15 protein-coding genes are annotated in these 18431 nt (G+C 54.1%); 5 read left to right on the top strand and 10 right to left on the bottom strand.

Annotated features, from left to right (window positions below; genetic code table 11):
• Positions 1-56: 56 nt before the first annotated feature.
• Positions 57-899: a 23S rRNA (adenine(2030)-N(6))-methyltransferase RlmJ gene (locus APU02_RS12960; protein ID WP_042286702.1), complete on the bottom strand. Its 843-nt coding sequence runs from the start codon at positions 897-899 to the stop codon at positions 57-59.
• 214 nt (positions 900-1113) lie between these two features.
• On the opposite strand from APU02_RS12960, the gene prlC reads away from it, so the two are divergent.
• Both prlC and rsmJ read left to right on the top strand, forming a co-directional pair.
• The gene (gene prlC / locus APU02_RS12955; RefSeq protein ID WP_042286700.1) at positions 1114-3156 is read left to right on the top strand and encodes an oligopeptidase A; all 2043 of its coding nucleotides are present in this window, start codon (positions 1114-1116) and stop codon (positions 3154-3156) included.
• Between the two features lie 7 nt (positions 3157-3163).
• The gene (gene rsmJ / locus APU02_RS12950) at positions 3164-3922 is read left to right on the top strand and encodes a 16S rRNA (guanine(1516)-N(2))-methyltransferase RsmJ (RefSeq protein WP_042286698.1); all 759 of its coding nucleotides are present in this window, start codon (positions 3164-3166) and stop codon (positions 3920-3922) included.
• A 24-nt stretch (positions 3923-3946) separates the two neighbouring features.
• Here the strand turns inward: rsmJ and APU02_RS12945 are convergent, their stop codons facing one another.
• The gene (locus APU02_RS12945) at positions 3947-5149 is read right to left on the bottom strand and encodes an NAD(P)/FAD-dependent oxidoreductase (protein WP_060570206.1); all 1203 of its coding nucleotides are present in this window, start codon (positions 5147-5149) and stop codon (positions 3947-3949) included.
• 219 nt (positions 5150-5368) lie between these two features.
• Between APU02_RS12945 and APU02_RS12940 the strand changes: the two genes are divergently transcribed.
• The gene (locus APU02_RS12940) at positions 5369-5872 is read left to right on the top strand and encodes an Rrf2 family transcriptional regulator (RefSeq protein ID WP_042286691.1); all 504 of its coding nucleotides are present in this window, start codon (positions 5369-5371) and stop codon (positions 5870-5872) included.
• Positions 5873-5959: 87 nt separating this feature from the next.
• Here the strand turns inward: APU02_RS12940 and dtpB are convergent, their stop codons facing one another.
• Positions 5960-7432, bottom strand: a complete 1473-nt coding sequence (gene dtpB, locus APU02_RS12935; RefSeq protein WP_060570205.1) for a dipeptide/tripeptide permease DtpB — start codon at positions 7430-7432, stop codon at positions 5960-5962.
• 234 nt (positions 7433-7666) lie between these two features.
• Positions 7667-8101, bottom strand: a complete 435-nt coding sequence (gene uspA / locus APU02_RS12930) for a universal stress protein UspA (RefSeq protein WP_000323571.1) — start codon at positions 8099-8101, stop codon at positions 7667-7669.
• 398 nt (positions 8102-8499) lie between these two features.
• Here uspA and uspB point away from each other — a divergent pair, with 398 nt between their 5' ends.
• On the top strand, positions 8500-8835 hold the full coding sequence (gene uspB, locus APU02_RS12920) for a universal stress protein UspB (protein WP_042286682.1): 336 nt from the start codon (positions 8500-8502) through the stop codon (positions 8833-8835).
• 146 nt (positions 8836-8981) lie between these two features.
• Here uspB and pitA read toward each other — a convergent pair whose 3' ends face one another.
• On the bottom strand, positions 8982-10481 hold the full coding sequence (gene pitA / locus APU02_RS12915; protein ID WP_042286680.1) for an inorganic phosphate transporter PitA: 1500 nt from the start codon (positions 10479-10481) through the stop codon (positions 8982-8984).
• A 230-nt stretch (positions 10482-10711) separates the two neighbouring features.
• On the opposite strand from pitA, the gene APU02_RS12910 reads away from it, so the two are divergent.
• Positions 10712-11920, top strand: coding sequence for an NAD(P)/FAD-dependent oxidoreductase (locus tag APU02_RS12910; RefSeq protein ID WP_060570204.1), 1209 nt, complete (start codon positions 10712-10714; stop codon positions 11918-11920).
• Here APU02_RS12910 and APU02_RS12905 read toward each other — a convergent pair.
• From APU02_RS12905 to APU02_RS12885, 5 genes are all read right to left on the bottom strand, one after another.
• Entirely contained in the window at positions 11910-13793 is a 1884-nt protein-coding gene (locus APU02_RS12905; protein WP_060570203.1) for a sigma 54-interacting transcriptional regulator, read from the bottom strand. The genes APU02_RS12910 and APU02_RS12905 overlap by 11 nt on opposite strands.
• Before the next feature lie 81 nt (positions 13794-13874).
• Positions 13875-15038: a metallo-dependent hydrolase gene (locus APU02_RS12900; RefSeq protein ID WP_042286672.1), complete on the bottom strand. Its 1164-nt coding sequence runs from the start codon at positions 15036-15038 to the stop codon at positions 13875-13877.
• An 11-nt stretch (positions 15039-15049) separates the two neighbouring features.
• Positions 15050-16444 (bottom strand): DASS family sodium-coupled anion symporter, encoded by a 1395-nt coding sequence (locus APU02_RS12895; RefSeq protein WP_042286947.1) that lies wholly within the window; start codon positions 16442-16444, stop codon positions 15050-15052.
• Positions 16445-16509: 65 nt separating this feature from the next.
• The gene (locus APU02_RS12890; protein WP_042286670.1) at positions 16510-17208 is read right to left on the bottom strand and encodes an RraA family protein; all 699 of its coding nucleotides are present in this window, start codon (positions 17206-17208) and stop codon (positions 16510-16512) included.
• 10 nt (positions 17209-17218) lie between these two features.
• Complete coding sequence (locus APU02_RS12885; protein ID WP_042286667.1) at positions 17219-18172, bottom strand: hydroxyacid dehydrogenase; 954 nt, start codon at positions 18170-18172, stop codon at positions 17219-17221.
• Positions 18173-18431 lie beyond the last annotated feature (259 nt).

Raw genomic sequence — 18431 nt, 5'->3', positions numbered from 1 at the left:
GTTCAGATTGCCGCGATTGTATACCTGAAATCAATTGGTTCCACCAATGGCTGCGATTACTCCGGCACGATCCAGTTCACCGATGTATGTCCGGTTCCGGCGGGAACCAGTTTGCTATGCAGCCATGGCAGCACGTTGTTCATTTGCGCTTCCAGCTTCCACGGCGGGTTGATCACAATCATTCCGGAGGCGGTCATGCCGCGCTGGTCGCTGTCCGGGCGCACGGCCAGTTCAATTTGCAGGATCCTTCGGATGCCAGTGGCTTCCAGGTCGTGGATCATGCGTTTGACTTGCTGGCGGAGCACCACCGGATACCACAGGGCGTAAGTGCCGGTGGCGAACCGTTTATAGCCTTCGCTGATGCCGCTGACCACGGCCTGGTAGTCACTTTTGATTTCATAAGGCGGGTCAATAAGAATCAGGCCACGGCGGGAAGCCGGAGGCAGCTTAGACTTCAACTGCTGATAGCCGTCGGCGCGCGCCACACGGGCGCGGCTGTCTTTCTGAAATTCGCCGCGCAGCAGCGGAAAATCGCTCGGGTGCAGCTCGGTCAACTGTAAGCTGTCCTGCTCGCGCAGCAGCTGACGGGCGATCAACGGCGAGCCCGGGTAATAACGCAACTGACCGCTGCGGTTGAAGTGGCTCACTACGTTAATGTACGGCTCCAGCTCGGCGGGCAGATCGTCCTGCTGCCAGATGCGGGCGATGCCTTCCAGGTATTCTCCGGTGCGCTCGGCATGTTCACTGCTCAGCTGATAGCGACCTGCCCCGGCATGGGTGTCCAGATAAAGAAACGGTTTTTCCTTCTCTTTCAGCGATTCAATGATCAGGCTCTGAACGGTGTGTTTAAGGACGTCGGCGTGGTTGCCTGCGTGGTAGCTATGGCGATAACTGAGCATGGATGAAAGTATTCCAGATAATAAACGTAGACCCAAAAGCTGCGCGCCATCGGGCAAAAATAGAGCGTATCGCCACAGTATACAGAAAAGTTCCCCCTGCCGCGAAAGCGCAACGCCCGGTATTGAAATCCTCTACACTTATCCCCATTGTACAGGGATATTGCACAGCGCCGGATGCGCGCTTCATACACTTCTTTCAAACAGGACAGCGTTTATGACTAATCCTTTACTGACGCCCTTCGAGCTACCGCCGTTTTCCCAGATTCAGCCTGAGCATGTTGTTCCCGCCGTCACCAAAGCGCTGAACGACTGCCGTGAAAATGTGGAACGTGTGGTCGCGCAGGGCGCGCCGTACACCTGGGAAAATCTGTGTCAGCCGCTTGCCGAAGTTGATGATGTGCTGGGTCGCATTTTTTCGCCGGTCAGCCACCTGAACTCGGTGAAAAACAGCCCGGAACTGCGCGAAGCCTACGAACAAACGCTGCCGCTGCTGTCTGAATACAGCACCTGGGTAGGGCAACATGAAGGACTGTACAAAGCGTACCGCGACCTGCGCGACGGCGATCATTACGCCACTCTGAACACCGCGCAGAAAAAAGCGGTAGATAACGCCCTGCGTGATTTCGAGCTGTCCGGCATCGGCTTGCCGAAAGATAAACAACAACGCTACGGTGAAATCGCCACCCGTCTGTCCGAACTGGGCAACCAGTACAGCAACAATGTCCTCGACGCCACCATGGGCTGGACGAAGCTAATTACCGACGAAGCGGAGCTGGCGGGTATGCCGGAAAGCGCGCTGGCGGCGGCGAAAGCCCAGGCCGAAGCGAAAGAACAGGACGGTTACCTGCTGACGCTGGATATTCCGAGCTATTTGCCGGTGATGACCTACTGCGACAACCAGACGCTGCGTGAAGAGATGTACCGCGCCTACAGCACCCGCGCTTCTGATCAGGGGCCAAACGCCGGAAAGTGGGACAACAGCCCGGTGATGGCGGAAATCCTCGCCCTGCGTCACGAACTGGCGCAACTGCTTGGCTTTGACAGCTACGCGGATAAATCCCTCGCCACTAAAATGGCAGAAAACCCACAGCAGGTGCTCGACTTCCTGACGGATCTGGCGAAACGCGCCCGTCCACAGGGAGAAAAAGAGCTGGCGCAACTGCGTGCGTTTGCCAAAGCGGAATTTGGCGTTGATGAACTGCAGCCGTGGGACATCGCGTACTACAGCGAGAAGCAAAAACAGCATCTGTACAGCATCAGCGACGAGCAACTGCGTCCTTACTTCCCGGAAAACAAAGCCGTTAATGGCCTGTTTGAAGTGGTGAAACGCATTTACGGCATCACCGCCAAAGAGCGCAACGACGTGGACACCTGGCATCCGGACGTGCGTTTCTTCGAGCTGTATGATGAGAAAAACGTGCTGCGCGGCAGCTTCTACCTCGACCTGTACGCCCGCGAAAACAAACGCGGCGGGGCGTGGATGGACGACTGCGTCGGCCAGATGCGTAAAGCGGATGGTTCCCTGCAAAAACCGGTCGCCTATCTGACCTGTAACTTCAACCGTCCGGTGAACGGCAAACCTGCGCTGTTTACCCACGATGAAGTGATTACCCTGTTCCATGAGTTCGGCCACGGCCTGCATCACATGCTGACCCGTATTGAAACTGCCGGAGTTTCGGGGATTAGCGGCGTACCGTGGGATGCGGTCGAGCTGCCAAGCCAGTTTATGGAAAACTGGTGCTGGGAGCCGGACGCGCTGGCGTTCATCTCCGGTCACTTTGAGACCGGCGAGCCGCTGCCGAAAGCACTGCTGGATAAAATGCTGGCGGCGAAGAATTATCAGGCGGCGCTGTTCATCCTGCGCCAGCTGGAGTTCGGCCTGTTCGACTTCCGCCTGCATGCGGAATTTGACCCGCAGCAGGGGGCAAAGATCCTTGAAACGCTGGCAGAGATCAAAAAGCAGGTGGCCGTGGTGCCATCACCGCACTGGGGCCGCTTCCCGCACGCGTTTAGCCACATCTTCGCCGGCGGGTATGCGGCGGGGTATTACAGCTACCTGTGGGCAGACGTGCTGGCGGCAGATGCCTACTCCCGCTTTGAAGAAGAGGGGATTTTCAACCGCGAAACCGGACAGTCGTTCCTTGATAACATCCTGACCCGTGGCGGTTCTGAAGAGCCGATGGAACTGTTCAAACGCTTCCGTGGCCGCGAGCCGCAGCTGGACGCAATGCTGGAACATTACGGGATAAAAGGCTAATCCCGACGTGAAAATCTGCTTAGTTAATGAAACAGGCGCCGGAGACGGCGCCTTATCTGTTCTGGCGTCCCGCTGGGGACTGGAGCACGATGAAGACAACCTGATGGCGCTGGTGATGACTGCCGCGCATCTGGAACTGCGTAAGCGCGACGAACCCAAACTGGGCGGTATCTTCGTTGATTTTGTTAGCGGGGCGATGGCGCATCGGCGTAAGTTTGGCGGCGGTCGCGGCGAAGCGGTAGCGAAAGCGGTCGGCATTAAAGGCGACTATCTGCCCGACGTTGTTGACGCCACGGCGGGGTTAGGACGCGATGCGTTTGTGCTGGCCTCGGTGGGCTGCCGCGTGCGGATGCTGGAGCGTAACCCGGTGGTGGCGGCCTTACTCGACGATGGCCTGACGCGCGCCTATGCCGATCCGGAGATTGGCGGCTGGTTACAGGAACGCTTACAGTTGATCCACGCGTCCAGCCTGTCGGCGCTGACGGACATCACGCCGCGTCCGCAAGTGGTCTATCTCGACCCGATGTTTCCTCATAAGCAGAAAAGCGCACTGGTGAAAAAAGAGATGCGGGTGTTTCAGTCGCTGGTGGGGCCGGATTTAGACGCCGACGGTCTGCTGGAACCGGCGCGCCAGCTCGCCACGAAACGTGTGGTGGTCAAGCGCCCGGATTATGCGCCGCCTCTGGCGAATATCGCCACGCCCAACGCGGTGGTGACCAAAGGGCATCGGTTTGATATTTATCCCGGGACGCCGTTGGACGCGTGACGAAGCCCCGGATGGCGCTTCTGCTTACACAAATGGTGCGTACGGATCCGCCATTTTAAACGCGGCTTCTTTTTCTGCTACCGGCGGGTAAATTAATTCGCGGGTGATCGACTGCTTCACTTTTTTCGCCTCTGCGCGCGTCAGTTTCACCTGCTGGTCCCATCCTTCGGTATAGACAGCACCCCAGGCGCCGAGATCCAGACAGGTGACATACATTTCCTGGCGATACGGTAGCGCTTCGATGCCGAGCAAATCGGCTGCAGCGTTATTACCCGCAAATTTGCCCAGCAAAATCGCGTGCTGGCAGGTCATGAGGGCGTGATTGCCTTTATCGTCGGTGGCTGCGTAGGCCACATCGCCAGTGGCGAAAATATGCTCGTGTCCAGGCACCTGAAGTTTGCTGTTGACGTGCAGACGGCCCTGGCGATCGCGCGGCGCATCAATTTGCGCTGTCAGGGCGTTTGCCTGTACGCCAGCCGTCCAGATTACCGTTTGTGAAGGGATGGCGCGTCCATCTCTCAGCGTTACGCCACTGGCATCGACTTTTTCAATCTCACTATTCACCAGCCATTCCACGCCAAGCTCAGCGGAAGCTTCGATGATAGTGTTTCGCAGGGCTTCGCTGTAGCGTGAGCCGGGCGTCGGTCCACGTTCAACTACGACTACTCTGGTCTTAGCATTCGCGCCGAGGATCTCACGCAGCCGTCCCGGTAGTTCCAGCGCCATCTCGATACCGGTAAAACCGCCGCCGCAAACGACAACGGTATTACGCGCGTCACTTTCCACCTGGCGCGGCAGTTCGTTCAGGTGCCGCTCCAGGACCGCGGCGCTCTCCAGTTGGTCCAGATCGAACGTATAAGTTTGTGCGCCCGGCACGAGTGAACGGTTGACGTGGCTTCCGCTGGCGAGAATCAGACGGTCATAGTGATGTAAGTGTGATTCACCGTTGGTGTCAGTCCAACTGACCTCCTTTGAGGCGGGCAGAATTTGAGTGACCGTTCCGCGCAGGAAATTTACGCCCGTAACGTCGAACAAAGGCTGTAAAGGGGCAACCAATGTTTCTACGGCATTTTCATAGAAGCGGGGACGCACACGAAGCTCAGGCTGCGGGGCAATCACCGTAATATCAATAGACTGGCTGTCATTTTTATCCACCAGACGAGCGGCGCTCAGGGCTGCCCACATTCCGGCGAAACCCGCACCAACGATCAAAATTTGTTTACGCATTGCTTACCTGCTCCGTTAACACTGATTTATTTACTCGGATTTTATTGGTCGTAGTTTGAAAAAGCAACGCGAAAAATCATGACGGTCAATATTTAGTTATTATCCTCTTGATTAATAGTTGGTTATTTTTGCTATCATCGCTGATATAAAGGGAGGGAGTGGAATGATAAGGGCGAAAAAGCTACAATAACTCAGAATTAATTTGGCTGAGATAAAGGCATGGCATTCTACAGTTCCGGGGTTGAGTATGGCATCCACAGCTTGATGTGTATGGTGGACAGCAAAGGCGATGCCCGCGATATGAGCGTGCGCGAAATAGCTGAGTTACAAAGCGTGCCGTATGACTACCTGGCTAAAATCTTTACCCGACTGTCGAAGGCGGGACTGGTGCGCAGCATAGAAGGAAAGGGGGGCGGTTTTCAGCTTGCCAGACCCGCCGAACACATTACCGTGCTGGATGTGGTTAATGCCATAGATGGCGACAAGCGTATTTTCGAATGTCGCGAGATCCGCCAACGTCTGGCAGTATTTGACGAGCAACCGCCGACGTGGGCCTGTGAAGGCATTTGTGGCGTGCGTTCAGTGATGGATATGGCGCAGCAGCGAATGGAAGAGGCATTGGGCCAACATACCATTCTCGATTTGGCGCGTAAAATGTACCGTAAAGCCCCGGATACATTTGTCGTCGAAGTGCAGGCGTGGATCGACGCGCGTAAAGGGTAAATCGGATGAATGGCCCGATGGCGTTGCGCTATCGGGCCTGGAGTCCGGTGCGGAAGGCGAGACTGCCCTCCGGCACAAGCAGTACGGTTACTTCTCGCTGTCCGGCGTATTGATCATCCGGTTCAGCCACGGCACCATCAGCGCCATCACCACCGTTACGCCCAGCGTCACCAGTCCGATTTTACTGAATACCCCGGTATAAATGGGCAGCGTCAGTAGCGGGTCGGTGATATTTTCCGGCACGGCGGTAAAGGTGGCCACGTAGCCGCCCAGCAGAAACGCCGCGGCCTGCGTCAGGAACCACATCCCCAGAATAAAGCCCATCAGGTGCTGCGGCACCAGCGCCGCGACCATCGCCAGTCCCAACGCGCTGATCAGCAGTTCGCCCAGACTCTGGAACAAATACACCAGTACGATAAACCACGGCGACGTCAGTCCCTGCGCGTCGGCAAACCACATGCCTGCGGCGGCGGCGGTTAAAAAGCCCAGCGAGCATAAAAACATCCCGAGGGTAAATTTCATTGGCATCGTCAGGTCTTTGCCTTTGCTGCCCAGACGGGTGTAGATCGCCGCCAGTACCGGGCTGGCGATGACTACCCAGAACGGGTTCAGCGCCTGGAAACTCACCGGGTTAATGGTGAAGCCGAGGATCTCATGGTGGACGTTATTAATGGCGAAAAAGTTCAGCGAGGTTGGCATCTGTGCGTAAAGAATGTAAAACAGCACCGCTTCAAGCATCAGGATGAACGCCACGAACATTTTGTTGCGCCCGGTTTTATCCAGCTTAAACGCCTGGCGGAAAAAGATAATCGTCACCGCGATGGACAGAACGATCAGCACCAGGTTGGCGACCTGTACGTTATGCATCAACCAGGCGCAGAGGAAAATCATCGCCACTGTGCCAATCAGCACAAACAGCAGATTCCGCATACTGAGCGGCCGATGGTCCGGCTCGGAGCCAATATTCTTTACCATCCCCCGGCAGGCGAAATAGACCAGCAGCGCGACAATCAGCCCCGCGCCGCACAGGTTATAGGTGACGGCATAGCCAAACTTTTCCGCAATCACGGGCGCCAGGGAAAGCGACAGCAGCGAACCGATGTTGATCGACATGTAAAACAGGGTGAAAGCGCCATCCAGACGCGGATCTTTCGGGGGATAACATTTCGAAAGCAGGCTCGCCGGGTTGGCTTTAAATAAGCCGTTGCCGACAGCGATGGTTCCGAGAGCGATAAATATCAGGTCGGGCTTCAGTAACGACATCCCGGTCATGAAGTAGCCGATTGCCAGTACAATCGCCCCCAGCACCAGCGTTCGCTTAGTGCCAAGCAGGTGATCGCCCACGTAACCGCCAATGGAGATCAGGCCGTAGACCAGCGCAGCGAAGGCGCCAAAGGTGATAAAGGCCTGTTCCTGCGAGAAGCCAAGCTGTTTGACGAAGAAAACGGCCAGGATGCCCTGAACGCCGTAATAGCCGAATCGTTCCCATAATTCGACAAAAAAGATCATGAAGAAGGGGCGGGGTTGTTGTAGCAAACCCGTCGGTGCAGATGTGTTCATATTTTTTCGCCTTTCGATGCCATCCCAAAAAGTATGACGCGTAAAACAAAACGCGCCGAAAATGTATGACTCTGTTATAGACTGCGGTCATTAACCGAATGAGTAGATTATTATACAGATAGACTTCGATCTAATTAGCCGATCACACTAATTATGTTTTGTGGGATGGAATGATGTCCTGAGGGAGAAATAAAAACGCCCGCAAAAGCGGGCGTGGGATCTGGCAGGGAAAACTTACTCTTCTTCGTCGCGCAGAGGAACGATCAGCATGTCAACGTGAACGGTGTTGATCAACTGGCGCGCTGAAGACATCAGCTTGCTCCAGAAGTCCTGATGATGACCACATACCACCAGGTCCATGTCGTATTTCTTAATCGCGTCGACCAGCACCTGGCCCAGGTCGCCGCTACCGCTCAGGGTTTCGGTGATAGGGTAGCCTGCGTTAGTGGAAAGCTCGGTCAGCGCATGGTGAGTTTCTTCAGAAATGCGCTTTTGCATATCGCCCAGATTAACGTCAATCAGGCCGGTATAAAGGTCAGAGTAGTTTACATCTACGTGGATCAGGGAAACTTTTGCGTTGTACGGGCGCGCCATAGAGACCGCTTTTTCTACCAGCACTTTACTTTCCGGAGAAAGATCAACTGCGATGAGAATGTGTTTGTAAGCCATAGTATTACTCCTTCCATAAAGTTGTCGATGACCAGCCAGCTGGCGTTTCTTGTGCCGTCGCGTCACCCGCGTCCTGCGAACTATGCGATTTTGTCTACGCGGGGCCAGCTCAGCCGCGATGAATTGTTGAGACGATCCTTACAGTATAGCGACCAGGATAATCCGTCAATCCGCCTTGCTTACCAGTTAGTTAAACAAATTTTTGCGTTAATTGCATTGATAGTGATTAACCTTCTGGCAAAAAAATTAACTGATCTCCTACACTATTAATAAAGCCGCTCGGATTTTATGCACCATCGTGGGCGGTTTCGTCGTACTCTTTCATTGAACTGTCTGGCAAGTTTGGGGAGCGGTAGTCCCGGAGAGGATCTCCGTGGGCGGGTCGCCGGGGAGGTCGTATGATAAGCACCGTCGCATTGTTCTGGGCGTTATGTGTCGTATGCATTGTTAATATGGCGCGCTATTTCTCATCGTTACGCGCACTGTTAGTGGTACTTCGTGGTTGCGATCCTTTGCTTTACCAGTATGTGGATGGGGGCGGCTTTTTTACCTCGCACGGCCAGCCCAACAAGCAGGTGCGGCTGGTGTGGTATATCTATGCCCAGCGTTACCGCGATCACCATGATGATGAATTCATTCGCCGCTGTGAGCGGGTGCGCGGTCAGTTTATTCTGACCAGCGCGCTGTGCGGCCTGGTGGTCATCAGCCTTATCGCGTTGATGATTTGGCACTGAGCAAAAAAAAGCGGGCCAGTTTCCTGACCCGCCCGATACGGTTTATTTCGCATCCCCTTACCTGAAAGCGCTTCGCTTACCGGGCCAGAGTGCTTCGTTTATCTGTAGGCCGGATAAGGCGTTGCCGCCCTCCGGCACAGTGATGTTTAAATCAGCTTCAGCGAGATCCAGTACAGCGTACCGGAAAGCAGGATCGCGGCTGGCAGCGTGAAGACCCACGCCATCAGAATGCTGGTTACCGTTTTACGCTGCAAACCGCCGCCGTCAACCACCATCGTCCCCGCCACAGAGGAGGAGAGTACGTGGGTGGTGGAAACCGGCATACCGGTGTAGCTGGCCAGACCGATAGAGACAGCCGCCGTCATCTGCGCGGACATCCCCTGTGCATAGGTCATGCCTTTCTTGCCAATCTTCTCACCGATAGTGGTCGCCACGCGGCGCCAGCCGATCATGGTACCAATACCCAGCGCCAGCGCGACCGCCATGATGATCCAGACAGGCGCATACTCAATGGTGCTCAGCATATCGGTTTTCAGTTTTTTCAGCAGACGCTGGTCGTCTGTGCTCACGCCTGGCAGCTTCGTCACTTTATCAGTGGTGTCGGAGATGCACAGCATGATGCGACGCAGCTGGCTACGTTGCTCAACGCTCAGTTTGTCATAGCTTTCCACGTTGTTCGCCAGCATGGCCTTCGCACGCTCAAGCGCGTTGATGGTGTTTGCCGGGTGGCAGTGGAATTCCGTTGGCTGGGTGGCGACCGGTTCCGGGGAAGGAATCAACTGGTCGACGCCTGTCACTTTCTTCAGCAGGTCAGGGTGCTGCTGGAAGTAAGTTTCGACGTTATTGATCGCATCGCGGGTACGGGTAATTTCATAACCTGAGGCGTTCATATTCACCACGAAGCCCGCCGGAGCGACGCCAATCAGAACCAGCATCACCAGACCAATGCCTTTCTGACCATCGTTCGCGCCGTGAGAGAACGCCACGCCGATAGCGGAAAGAATCAGGGCGATACGGGTCCAGAACGGCGGCTTTTTCTTACCGTCTTTCTTTTCACGTTCCGCTGGCGTCAAGTGAATACGGGCGCGCTTTTTGGTGCCGCTCCAGTAACGACGCAGAATGAAAATCAGGCCTCCCGCGACCACCAGACCGACGATCGGCGAGACGATAAGCGAAGCAAAAATGCCGATAACTTTCGGGATGTTGAGCGCGTCGACAACTGACGTGCCGGTCATCAGGGCATTGGTTAAACCGATACCGATAATCGCGCCAATCAGCGTGTGGGAACTGGATGCAGGCAAGCCAAAGTACCAGGTACCGAGGTTCCAGATGATCGCCGCAAGCAGCATGGAGAAGACCATCGCAAGTCCATGCGTGGAGCCCATGTTGAGTAGCAGGTCCGTCGGCAGCATATGCACGATGGCATAGGCTACGCTGAGTCCGCCCAGCAGCACACCTAAGAAGTTGAACAGCGCAGCCATCACCACCGCCAGCTGCGAACGCATCGCGCGGGTGTAGATAACGGTTGCGACTGCGTTGGCTGTATCATGGAAGCCATTGATCGCTTCGTAGAACAGCACAAAAGCCAGAGCAAGTAACAATAAAAGCCCGGTATGTAAATCCAGGCCAGCAAACAAATGTAGCATAGGACGTTACGCCATCTTGAGGACATGAACGCGGCGCATTATCAGTGACTTTGGCGGCGCGGGCAAAGTGAAATATAGACTTTTTTTGATTTAACGTCGGCATCCTGAGCTGCCTCTAAAGAATTATCTTATAGATTTCAGACAAATACTCCTTACTGAGGATTTTGGCGCTGGTGCGACCACTTAGATAACTTTACAATTCACGCCCGGTTTTGAGAGAGGAACGCAAAGTGGAAAGGTTTGATGCCGTTATTATAGGCGCTGGCGCGGCAGGTATGTTTTGTGCGGCGCAGGCAGGACAGGCGGGGTGCCGGGTGCTGCTTATCGATAACGGTAAGAAACCGGGTCGCAAGATCCTCATGTCCGGCGGCGGGCGCTGCAACTTTACTAACCTCTATGTTGAGCCTGCGGCCTATTTGAGCGAAAACCCGCATTTTTGCAAATCGGCGCTGGCGCGCTATACCCAGTGGGATTTCATCGATCTGGTCGGCAAGTACGGCATCGCATGGCACGAAAAAACGCTCGGACAGCTTTTTTGTGATGACTCTGCGCAGCAAATCGTCGACATGCTGGTGGCCGAATGTGAAAAAGGCAATGTTACCCTGCGGTTACGCAGCGAAGTGCTGAGCGTGACGCGGGACAACGACGGTTATACGCTGGCGCTGAATGGCATGAACGTTGGCGCAAAAAAACTGGTGATCGCCTCTGGCGGGCTGTCGATGCCGGGACTGGGCGCCACGCCGTTTGGTTATAAAATTGCCGAACAGTTTGGCCTGAAGGTGTTGCCGACGCGTGCAGGTCTGGTGCCTTTCACCCTGCATAAACCCCTGCTGGAGCAGCTTCAGGTGCTTTCCGGCGTTTCTGTGCCGTCAGTCATTACCGCCGAGGACGGCACCGTCTTTCGCGAAAATCTGCTGTTCACTCATCGCGGTCTGTCAGGCCCGGCTGTTTTACAGATATCCAGCTTCTGGCAACCTGGCGAATTTGTTACCATTAATTTGCTGCCGGATGCCGACCCCGACGCTTTCTTAAACGAGCAGCGCAGCGCACATCCCAATCAAAGCCTGAAAAATACGCTGGCGATGCTCCTGCCGAAGCGGCTGGTGGAATGTTTGCAGCAGCTTGGGCAAATTCCCGACGTTTCGCTTAAGCAGCTTAACGCACGTGAGCAGCAGACGCTGGTCGACACCCTCACCGCGTGGCGTATACAGCCAAATGGCACTGAAGGTTACCGCACGGCGGAAGTGACGCTGGGCGGCGTCGATACCAACGAACTGTCATCGCGGACGATGGAAGCCCGTAACGTACCAGGGCTCTACTTCATTGGTGAAGTGATGGACGTGACCGGCTGGCTGGGCGGCTACAACTTCCAGTGGGCGTGGTCGAGCGCCTGGGCCTGCGCGCAGGATTTAACGTCTCATGAGGACGCTAAACGCTAATGCGATGTTCTTTAAGCTTACGCCACAATGTGGTGGGGCTTATTCCGAGCATTGTCGCGGCTTTGGTACGGTCGCCTGCCGTGGTTTCAATGACGCGGGTAATGAGCTGTTTTTCCTGTTTCTTAAGCAGGTTGGTAGCGTCCACCGTCATTTCGCTTGTGGGGAGGCGCGAAACCTCCTCCGGCGAAACGGAGGACATCTGGCACAACTGCTGAAGATCCGCTTTGCTCACCACATCCGTTTGTAATAACACAACGAGCCGATAAACCACCGCCTGCAGCTCACGAATGTTGCCCGGCCAGGTATACGCGTTTAAAAACGCCTGGGCTTCCGGGGTAAATATCAGCGTTTTGCCTTGCTGCGCCAGCAGGTGCTGCACGATCAGCATGACGTCGCCGGGGCGCTCGTGGAGCGCGGGCAACGCCAGTTCGAGAATGTTGATGCGGTACCAGAGATCCTGACGAAATTCACCCGCGTCGACCTGCGCCTTCAGCGGTTTATTACTGGCGGTAATAAGGCGGAAGTTGGCGGTAATCAACGAGTCGCCGCCGATCCGGGAAAACTGTTTTTCCTGTAATACGCGCAGCAATTTTACCTGCACCGATAACGGCGCTTCGCTGATTTCATCAATGAACACCGTGCCGTCTTTCGCCATTTCGAAAATGCCGGGTTTGCCGCCTTTACGGGCGTTGGTAAATGCGCCATCGGCATAGCCAAACAGTTCGCTTTCCAGCAGGCTTTCCGGGATGGCCGCGCAATTGATGGCGATAAAAGGACAATGGCTGCGTGCGCTATGGTTATGGATGCTCTGGGCGAAAAGCTCTTTCCCCGTCCCGGTAGCACCGGTGATATTGACCGGTAAATCATGTTGGGCGCACAGCTTTGCTTTCGCAATGACGTCAAGGATTTGCCGCGACTGGCCGATAATATCGTCAAAGTGATACGATGTGGTAAAGCCGCGCAGTTTGCTTTTTTTATTCGCCACGGAATGCCAGAGCGCATTATCCTGGCTTAAACCGGTGATAATCGAAAACGAGTGTCGACGGTTGGCAAAATGTTTGATCGAGACGTAGACCAGATTTCCGTTAATTTCCGTCGGCTGTTCCTTCAGGCTTATTTCATTAATAATGCTACCGTACAGATCTTTAAACGCCTCTTTTTTGAAGAGTTTATCGCCTGGATGGCACTGAAACAGGGTCATACCGGTGGCATTAACGCTAATGACTTCCCCCATCTGGTCGATACACATAATGCCTTCACGCGACTGATTCAGCGCCGACTGGCTCATTAACAGTTTTGTGTTTTCCTGATTGATATATTTCAGCAGACTCCAGGCTTCGTTAATGGCTTGTTCGATGGAGATATTATCGGTATCGCCCATGACCGCATTTAAGCCGTACTTTTTCGCCATTTCAGCCACTGTCAGGCCGCCAATCACCAGCTGATAGTCATTTTCGGCCAGATTTTTAACCACGTTTTCAATATCATAATGGTTATAGACCTGGCAGATCTTGAACTCTTCGTTGGTCATATTTTGATAATGGCGCAGCGCATTACAAAACTGAGGAAAACCAATAGCGGCGATTTTCTGCGACTTGTGTTTGGCTTCCTGCAGGATGCGATAAACGCCGTGAAAATCATGGGCGATCTCGATAACCGGAATGGTCATATTGCTGCGCAACAGGGCGGCGGTGCCACCGCGGCTGATAATAATTTTTGTGCCGGCGCGAATCATCTCATCCGCTTTTTCCAGCACGTCAGAATAATGAAATTCGTATACGGGAATATCCAGTTTGCGTTCTATTAACACATTGGCGATGCGCTGAGTGATGGTGCTGGAAACAGAAAAGATAACAATCTCATTATTCTTCATTTATTCATCACTTACGGCTGGCGTCCTGATTTATAAAAAGAACCTTACACAAACCATTGTGTAAGGTTCAACAGGCAATGCTCAGAAATGAAGACGACGATAAACAATCTGACCGTTGCAGAGTGTGGCGCAGTTATCGATATACCGATCGCCCTCTATTTTTACGCCGCGGGTATCTTCAAAGACGATCCGCTCCTTGCGTAGCTTCACAAGGGAAATATCGGCAAACGCGCCAGGCTTTAACGTGCCGATGTCTCCTTCCATTTTCATCAGGCGGGCTGGCGTGGTGGTGACTGCGCGCAGGACGTCAAAAAATGACATGCCCATGTTGAGATATTTCGACATTACGTGCAGCAGGCTGTACACCTTATCCGTCCGCAGGCTATTTCTTTGCGTCAGGTCAGTGCTGATGATATCCGGGTAAAAACCTTGCTCCATCGCATTGCTGGCCACGTTGAAGTCAAAATGCGCCACCCCGTTGGAGCAGTCGAAAATCACGCCCCGCTTTTTGGCCTGTTTCACCGCCGGGTAAACTTCGCCCTGCGCGTTCAGTATCGAGTGACCCGTACCGTGGAAGCAGTGGGCGTATATATCGTTTGCCTGAAAATGACCTATCAGCTCATCGGCGGGCAGCAGGGCATCTGTAACATGAACGCAGAGGGAAGTGTTCAGCTCACGCGCCAGCGCGACGGTGGTAAGGAAAGGATCGCTGGAGTACGCTTTTCCCTTCGCAATATCCTGGCTGTAACGCAGCTTCAGACCAAGGATATTGTCGCTGTTTTCCGCCAGCGTCCGGGCAATGCGTTCCACGTTGTAATTCGCGGGATTGGTGTTTTCCAGATAACCGGTTGGCCCGCCCCCGAGCGTGGAAAGCCCGACGTTCACCACGTTGAGATAGCTTTTTATCTTTACCATTGAAGATGCGATCACGCTGTGACGAAACAACGCGTAGTTCACCCACCCGCTGCTTCCCGCATCCACCACGCTGGTGACGCCATTCGGCAGGCAGATAATATCCGGGTTCACGCTGATTGCCGTACCGCCATGAAACACATGGGCATGAAAGTCGATCAGACCCGGCAGGACGAGACAGCCAGCGGCATCGATCACCGTTTCCGCCTGGGTGGCGTCGACGTTATCCAGATCGACAATGCGGTTGCCAATAATCCCGATGCTGCGATTCAGGTATTCATTGCTTTCGACATCGGCAATCAGGCCATTTTTGATCAGAATATCCAGTTTCATTGCTATCTCCTTTAAATACCGATGAATTTCCAGTAAGGAATGCCGATCAGGAAGTAAACCAGAACGTTAATCACCACCATAATGGTACCTAACAGCCAGAAGGTTTTTTGCGGGACATAGCCGCTGGAGAAGGTAAAAACCCCCGCGCCGTTGCCGTAGTGGGTCAACAATGCGCCATAACCTGCTGAAAACGCTAAAGACAGCGCCACATACATCGGGTGCGCCTGGGTGGTCATGCCAAGAGTAAACAGCACCGGGTAGAACGAGACGACAAAAGCGCTGTTAGAGACGAAGAAGTAACGTACCGCGAGGCTGATAAACACCAGCACCGCGATGGCGCTGAATTCGCTCAGGTGCGATAAATCAAGATAGTTTTTGATGACGTCGACGAGGAAGACATAAAAACCGCCCTTTGACAGCGCCACCGCGCAGCCATAGAACGCGCCGTACCAGACAAAGGTTTGCCAGGCGGATTTCTCACTGACCACATCGTTCCAGCTTAAAACGCCAAACAGCAACAGACAGGCAAGGAAAGCCAGTCCCACAGGTATAAAGGCGATGCCGGTGAGCGAGCCCGTCATCCAGCCCAGTACGCCGAGGATGAAAAAGACGATCAGCAGTTTTTCTTCCCGCTTCACCGGCCCCAGCTCACGCAGGCCTTTTTCAGCGATGTCGTTCACGTTGGCGATTGTTTTTAACTCTGGCGCGTAGATTTTATACAGGATCCATGGCGACAGCAGCAGAACCAGTCCGGCGGGCACGATGGCGGCCTTAAACCAGGTCATCCATTCCAGGTTGACCTTCATAATTTCGTTCGCCAGCGACACGGTAATTGAGTTGGTGGCCATCCCGGTCAGAAACAGGCTGGAGGTGCCCATTGAGACGACATACATCAGGATAGTCAGATAAGCGCCGATTTTGCGGCTGCCCTCATCCGGCTTTGAGCCCAGCGCTTCGGCAATGTTGCGGAAAATGGGGTAGGTGATGCCGCCGGAACGGGACATGTTTGAGCCGGTGGCGGGCGCGAGAACGGTATCGGTTACCATCATCAAATAGCCGAGCGTCAGGGTATTCTTCCCGTAACGCTTAAGCAGCATATAGGCGATGCGCTTGCCGAGGCCGGTGATCACAAACGCTTTGCAGATGATAAAGGCGCTGATAATAAACCAGACCATCGGACTGCCGAATCCGGCAAACAGCGGACCGGGATCGAGCACCAGAGACGCGAATCCCAGAATAATCAGCATGATCACCGCATCGGTAAACGGGCGCAGCACCAGGCCGCACAGCATTGCCAGATAAATCCCCACCATATGCCAGGTGGCGGCGGAAACGCCTTCAGGATTAGGTATTATCCAGAACAAGACCGGGAAAAAAATAATGGGTAAGAGTTTTAAATAAAGCATGTTAATTACCTTTGCTTTAAAGCCGCGGCTCATCAGACGTCGCGGCGTTTTATTATTTATTCGTATTAACGGTAAGTGTCGTCGATGAACTCAACGCCTTTGTCTTCAAGCGTCTTCTTAACCCACTGACGGTTCGCGGCGCCGTTTTTAGCCGCTTCGACCTTACTTGCGTCAAATTTTGAATACTCTTTTGCTTTCGCCAGCAGCGCTTCGGCGTCGCCAAGCGGCACCACGATGACGCCATCGGCGTCGCCGACAATCAGGTCGCCCGGATTCACCGCCACACCGCCGACGGCGATCGGCGTATTCACTTCGCCCGGCCCTTCCTTAAAGGGGCCTGCCGGGTTTGCGCCGGTAGCAAAGAGCGGGAAGTCGAGGACGGAAAGCGCGTCGATATCACGGATGGGGCCGTCGAGCACAATTCCGGCGATTTTTTTGCAGCAGTGCGCGTAGGCCACCATGATCTCCCCCATCAGCGCGCGGGAGCGGTCGCCTTCATTAGAGACCACAATCACGTCGTTTTCCGTCGCCATATCCAGCGCCGCATGCAGCATCAGGTTATCCCCGGCGCGCGCTTTCACGGTGATAGCAAAGCCTGCCATAATCGGCTTCTTCGGCGCGGAAATACGCTTTATGCCGTTGCCGAGTACCGCGATACGGTTCATGGTGTCGGCAATATTTGCCGCCGGAAGCTGTTCATACGCTTTGAGCAGTTCAGGATTGCCTTGCGGGCGTTGTAAAAAAATACGGTTGCCAATAGACATGTTTTTCTCCTTAAAAACCCGGAACCGGCCAGGACGGTTTTTTACCGGACAGGACTTCATCAATCCCGATGGCGGAATGCAGTGAAGCGCGATCGGTCGCTTCGATCGTGGCGGCGCCGATATGCGGCCCAATCACGATATTGCTCAGTGAAAAAATGGGATCGTTGGCGTCGAACGGCTCTTTTTTCAGCACATCGATGCCTGCGCCCGCGATGGTGTTACTGGTGAGCGCGTGATAGAGCGCTTTTTCATCCACCAGCTTGCCGCGCGCGGTGTTGATGAAATAGGCCGAAGGTTTCATCAGGGAGAACTGTTTTTCACCGACAAAATCGGTGGTTTCGGCGGTGGTCGGACAATGCAGCGAAACAAAGTCGCTCTCTTTAAAGATGCGTTCGAAGTCATCCGTCATCTGGACGCCCTGCGGCACTTGCTGCTGGGTTTTATACGGATCGTACGCAATGACTTTCATGTTGAAGCCGTGCAGGGCTTTCAGGGCCACGCGGGAGCCGATATTCCCCACCCCGATCAGGCCGAGCGTTTTGCCATCCAGCTCCACTTTGGGGGTACGCAGTTTGGCCCAGTAGTAATCTTCAAGCATTTTTTCTTCGACCAGCTTAAAGTTACGCGAGCAGTGCAACATGTAGAAAATCGTCAGTTCGGCAACCGACATGCTGTTGGCGATAGGCGCGTTAAGAACCACCACGCCGTGGCGTTTGGCTGATTCAAGATCGACAGTGTCGTAACCCGCGCCGTGACGTGCGACCACCTTCAGCTTTTTAGCCGCTTCAAAGACGCGATCGGACATTTTGGACAGGCGAACGATAATACCGTCGCAATCCGGGATATCGCGGATAATGTCCTCTTCTTCCATGCCTGAGCCGGTAATCAGCTCATAACCGCGGCTTTCCAGATATTCTCTCCCTTCTGCCATGATTTCCTGCGGGAGTAAAATTTTGTACGTCATTTAACTATCTCCAGTGTTGATTACACCGGTGATATTGCAGAGGGCGTGCCATAACCTTGCAGAACGCAGTGAATTTTTATAATGCATTGAAAATAATCTATTATTTTTTAAATGGGTGAGGCGGGTGAGACCTGTTCAGGTGATGTTCTTCACATTCTGGCTGGCCGCCGAAATAGCGATATTTGCAAAGTGAAAGGGGGTGAAATGCAGAATGAAATCCGAAATGGAACGCGATCACATCGTCCATGCCAGCGCCCTG

The organism is Citrobacter sp. 50677481 (assembly GCF_001463265.1).
Taxonomy (GTDB): Bacteria; Pseudomonadota; Gammaproteobacteria; order Enterobacterales; family Enterobacteriaceae; genus Citrobacter_A; species Citrobacter_A sedlakii.
This window is presented reverse-complemented; position numbering and strand designations above follow the sequence as displayed.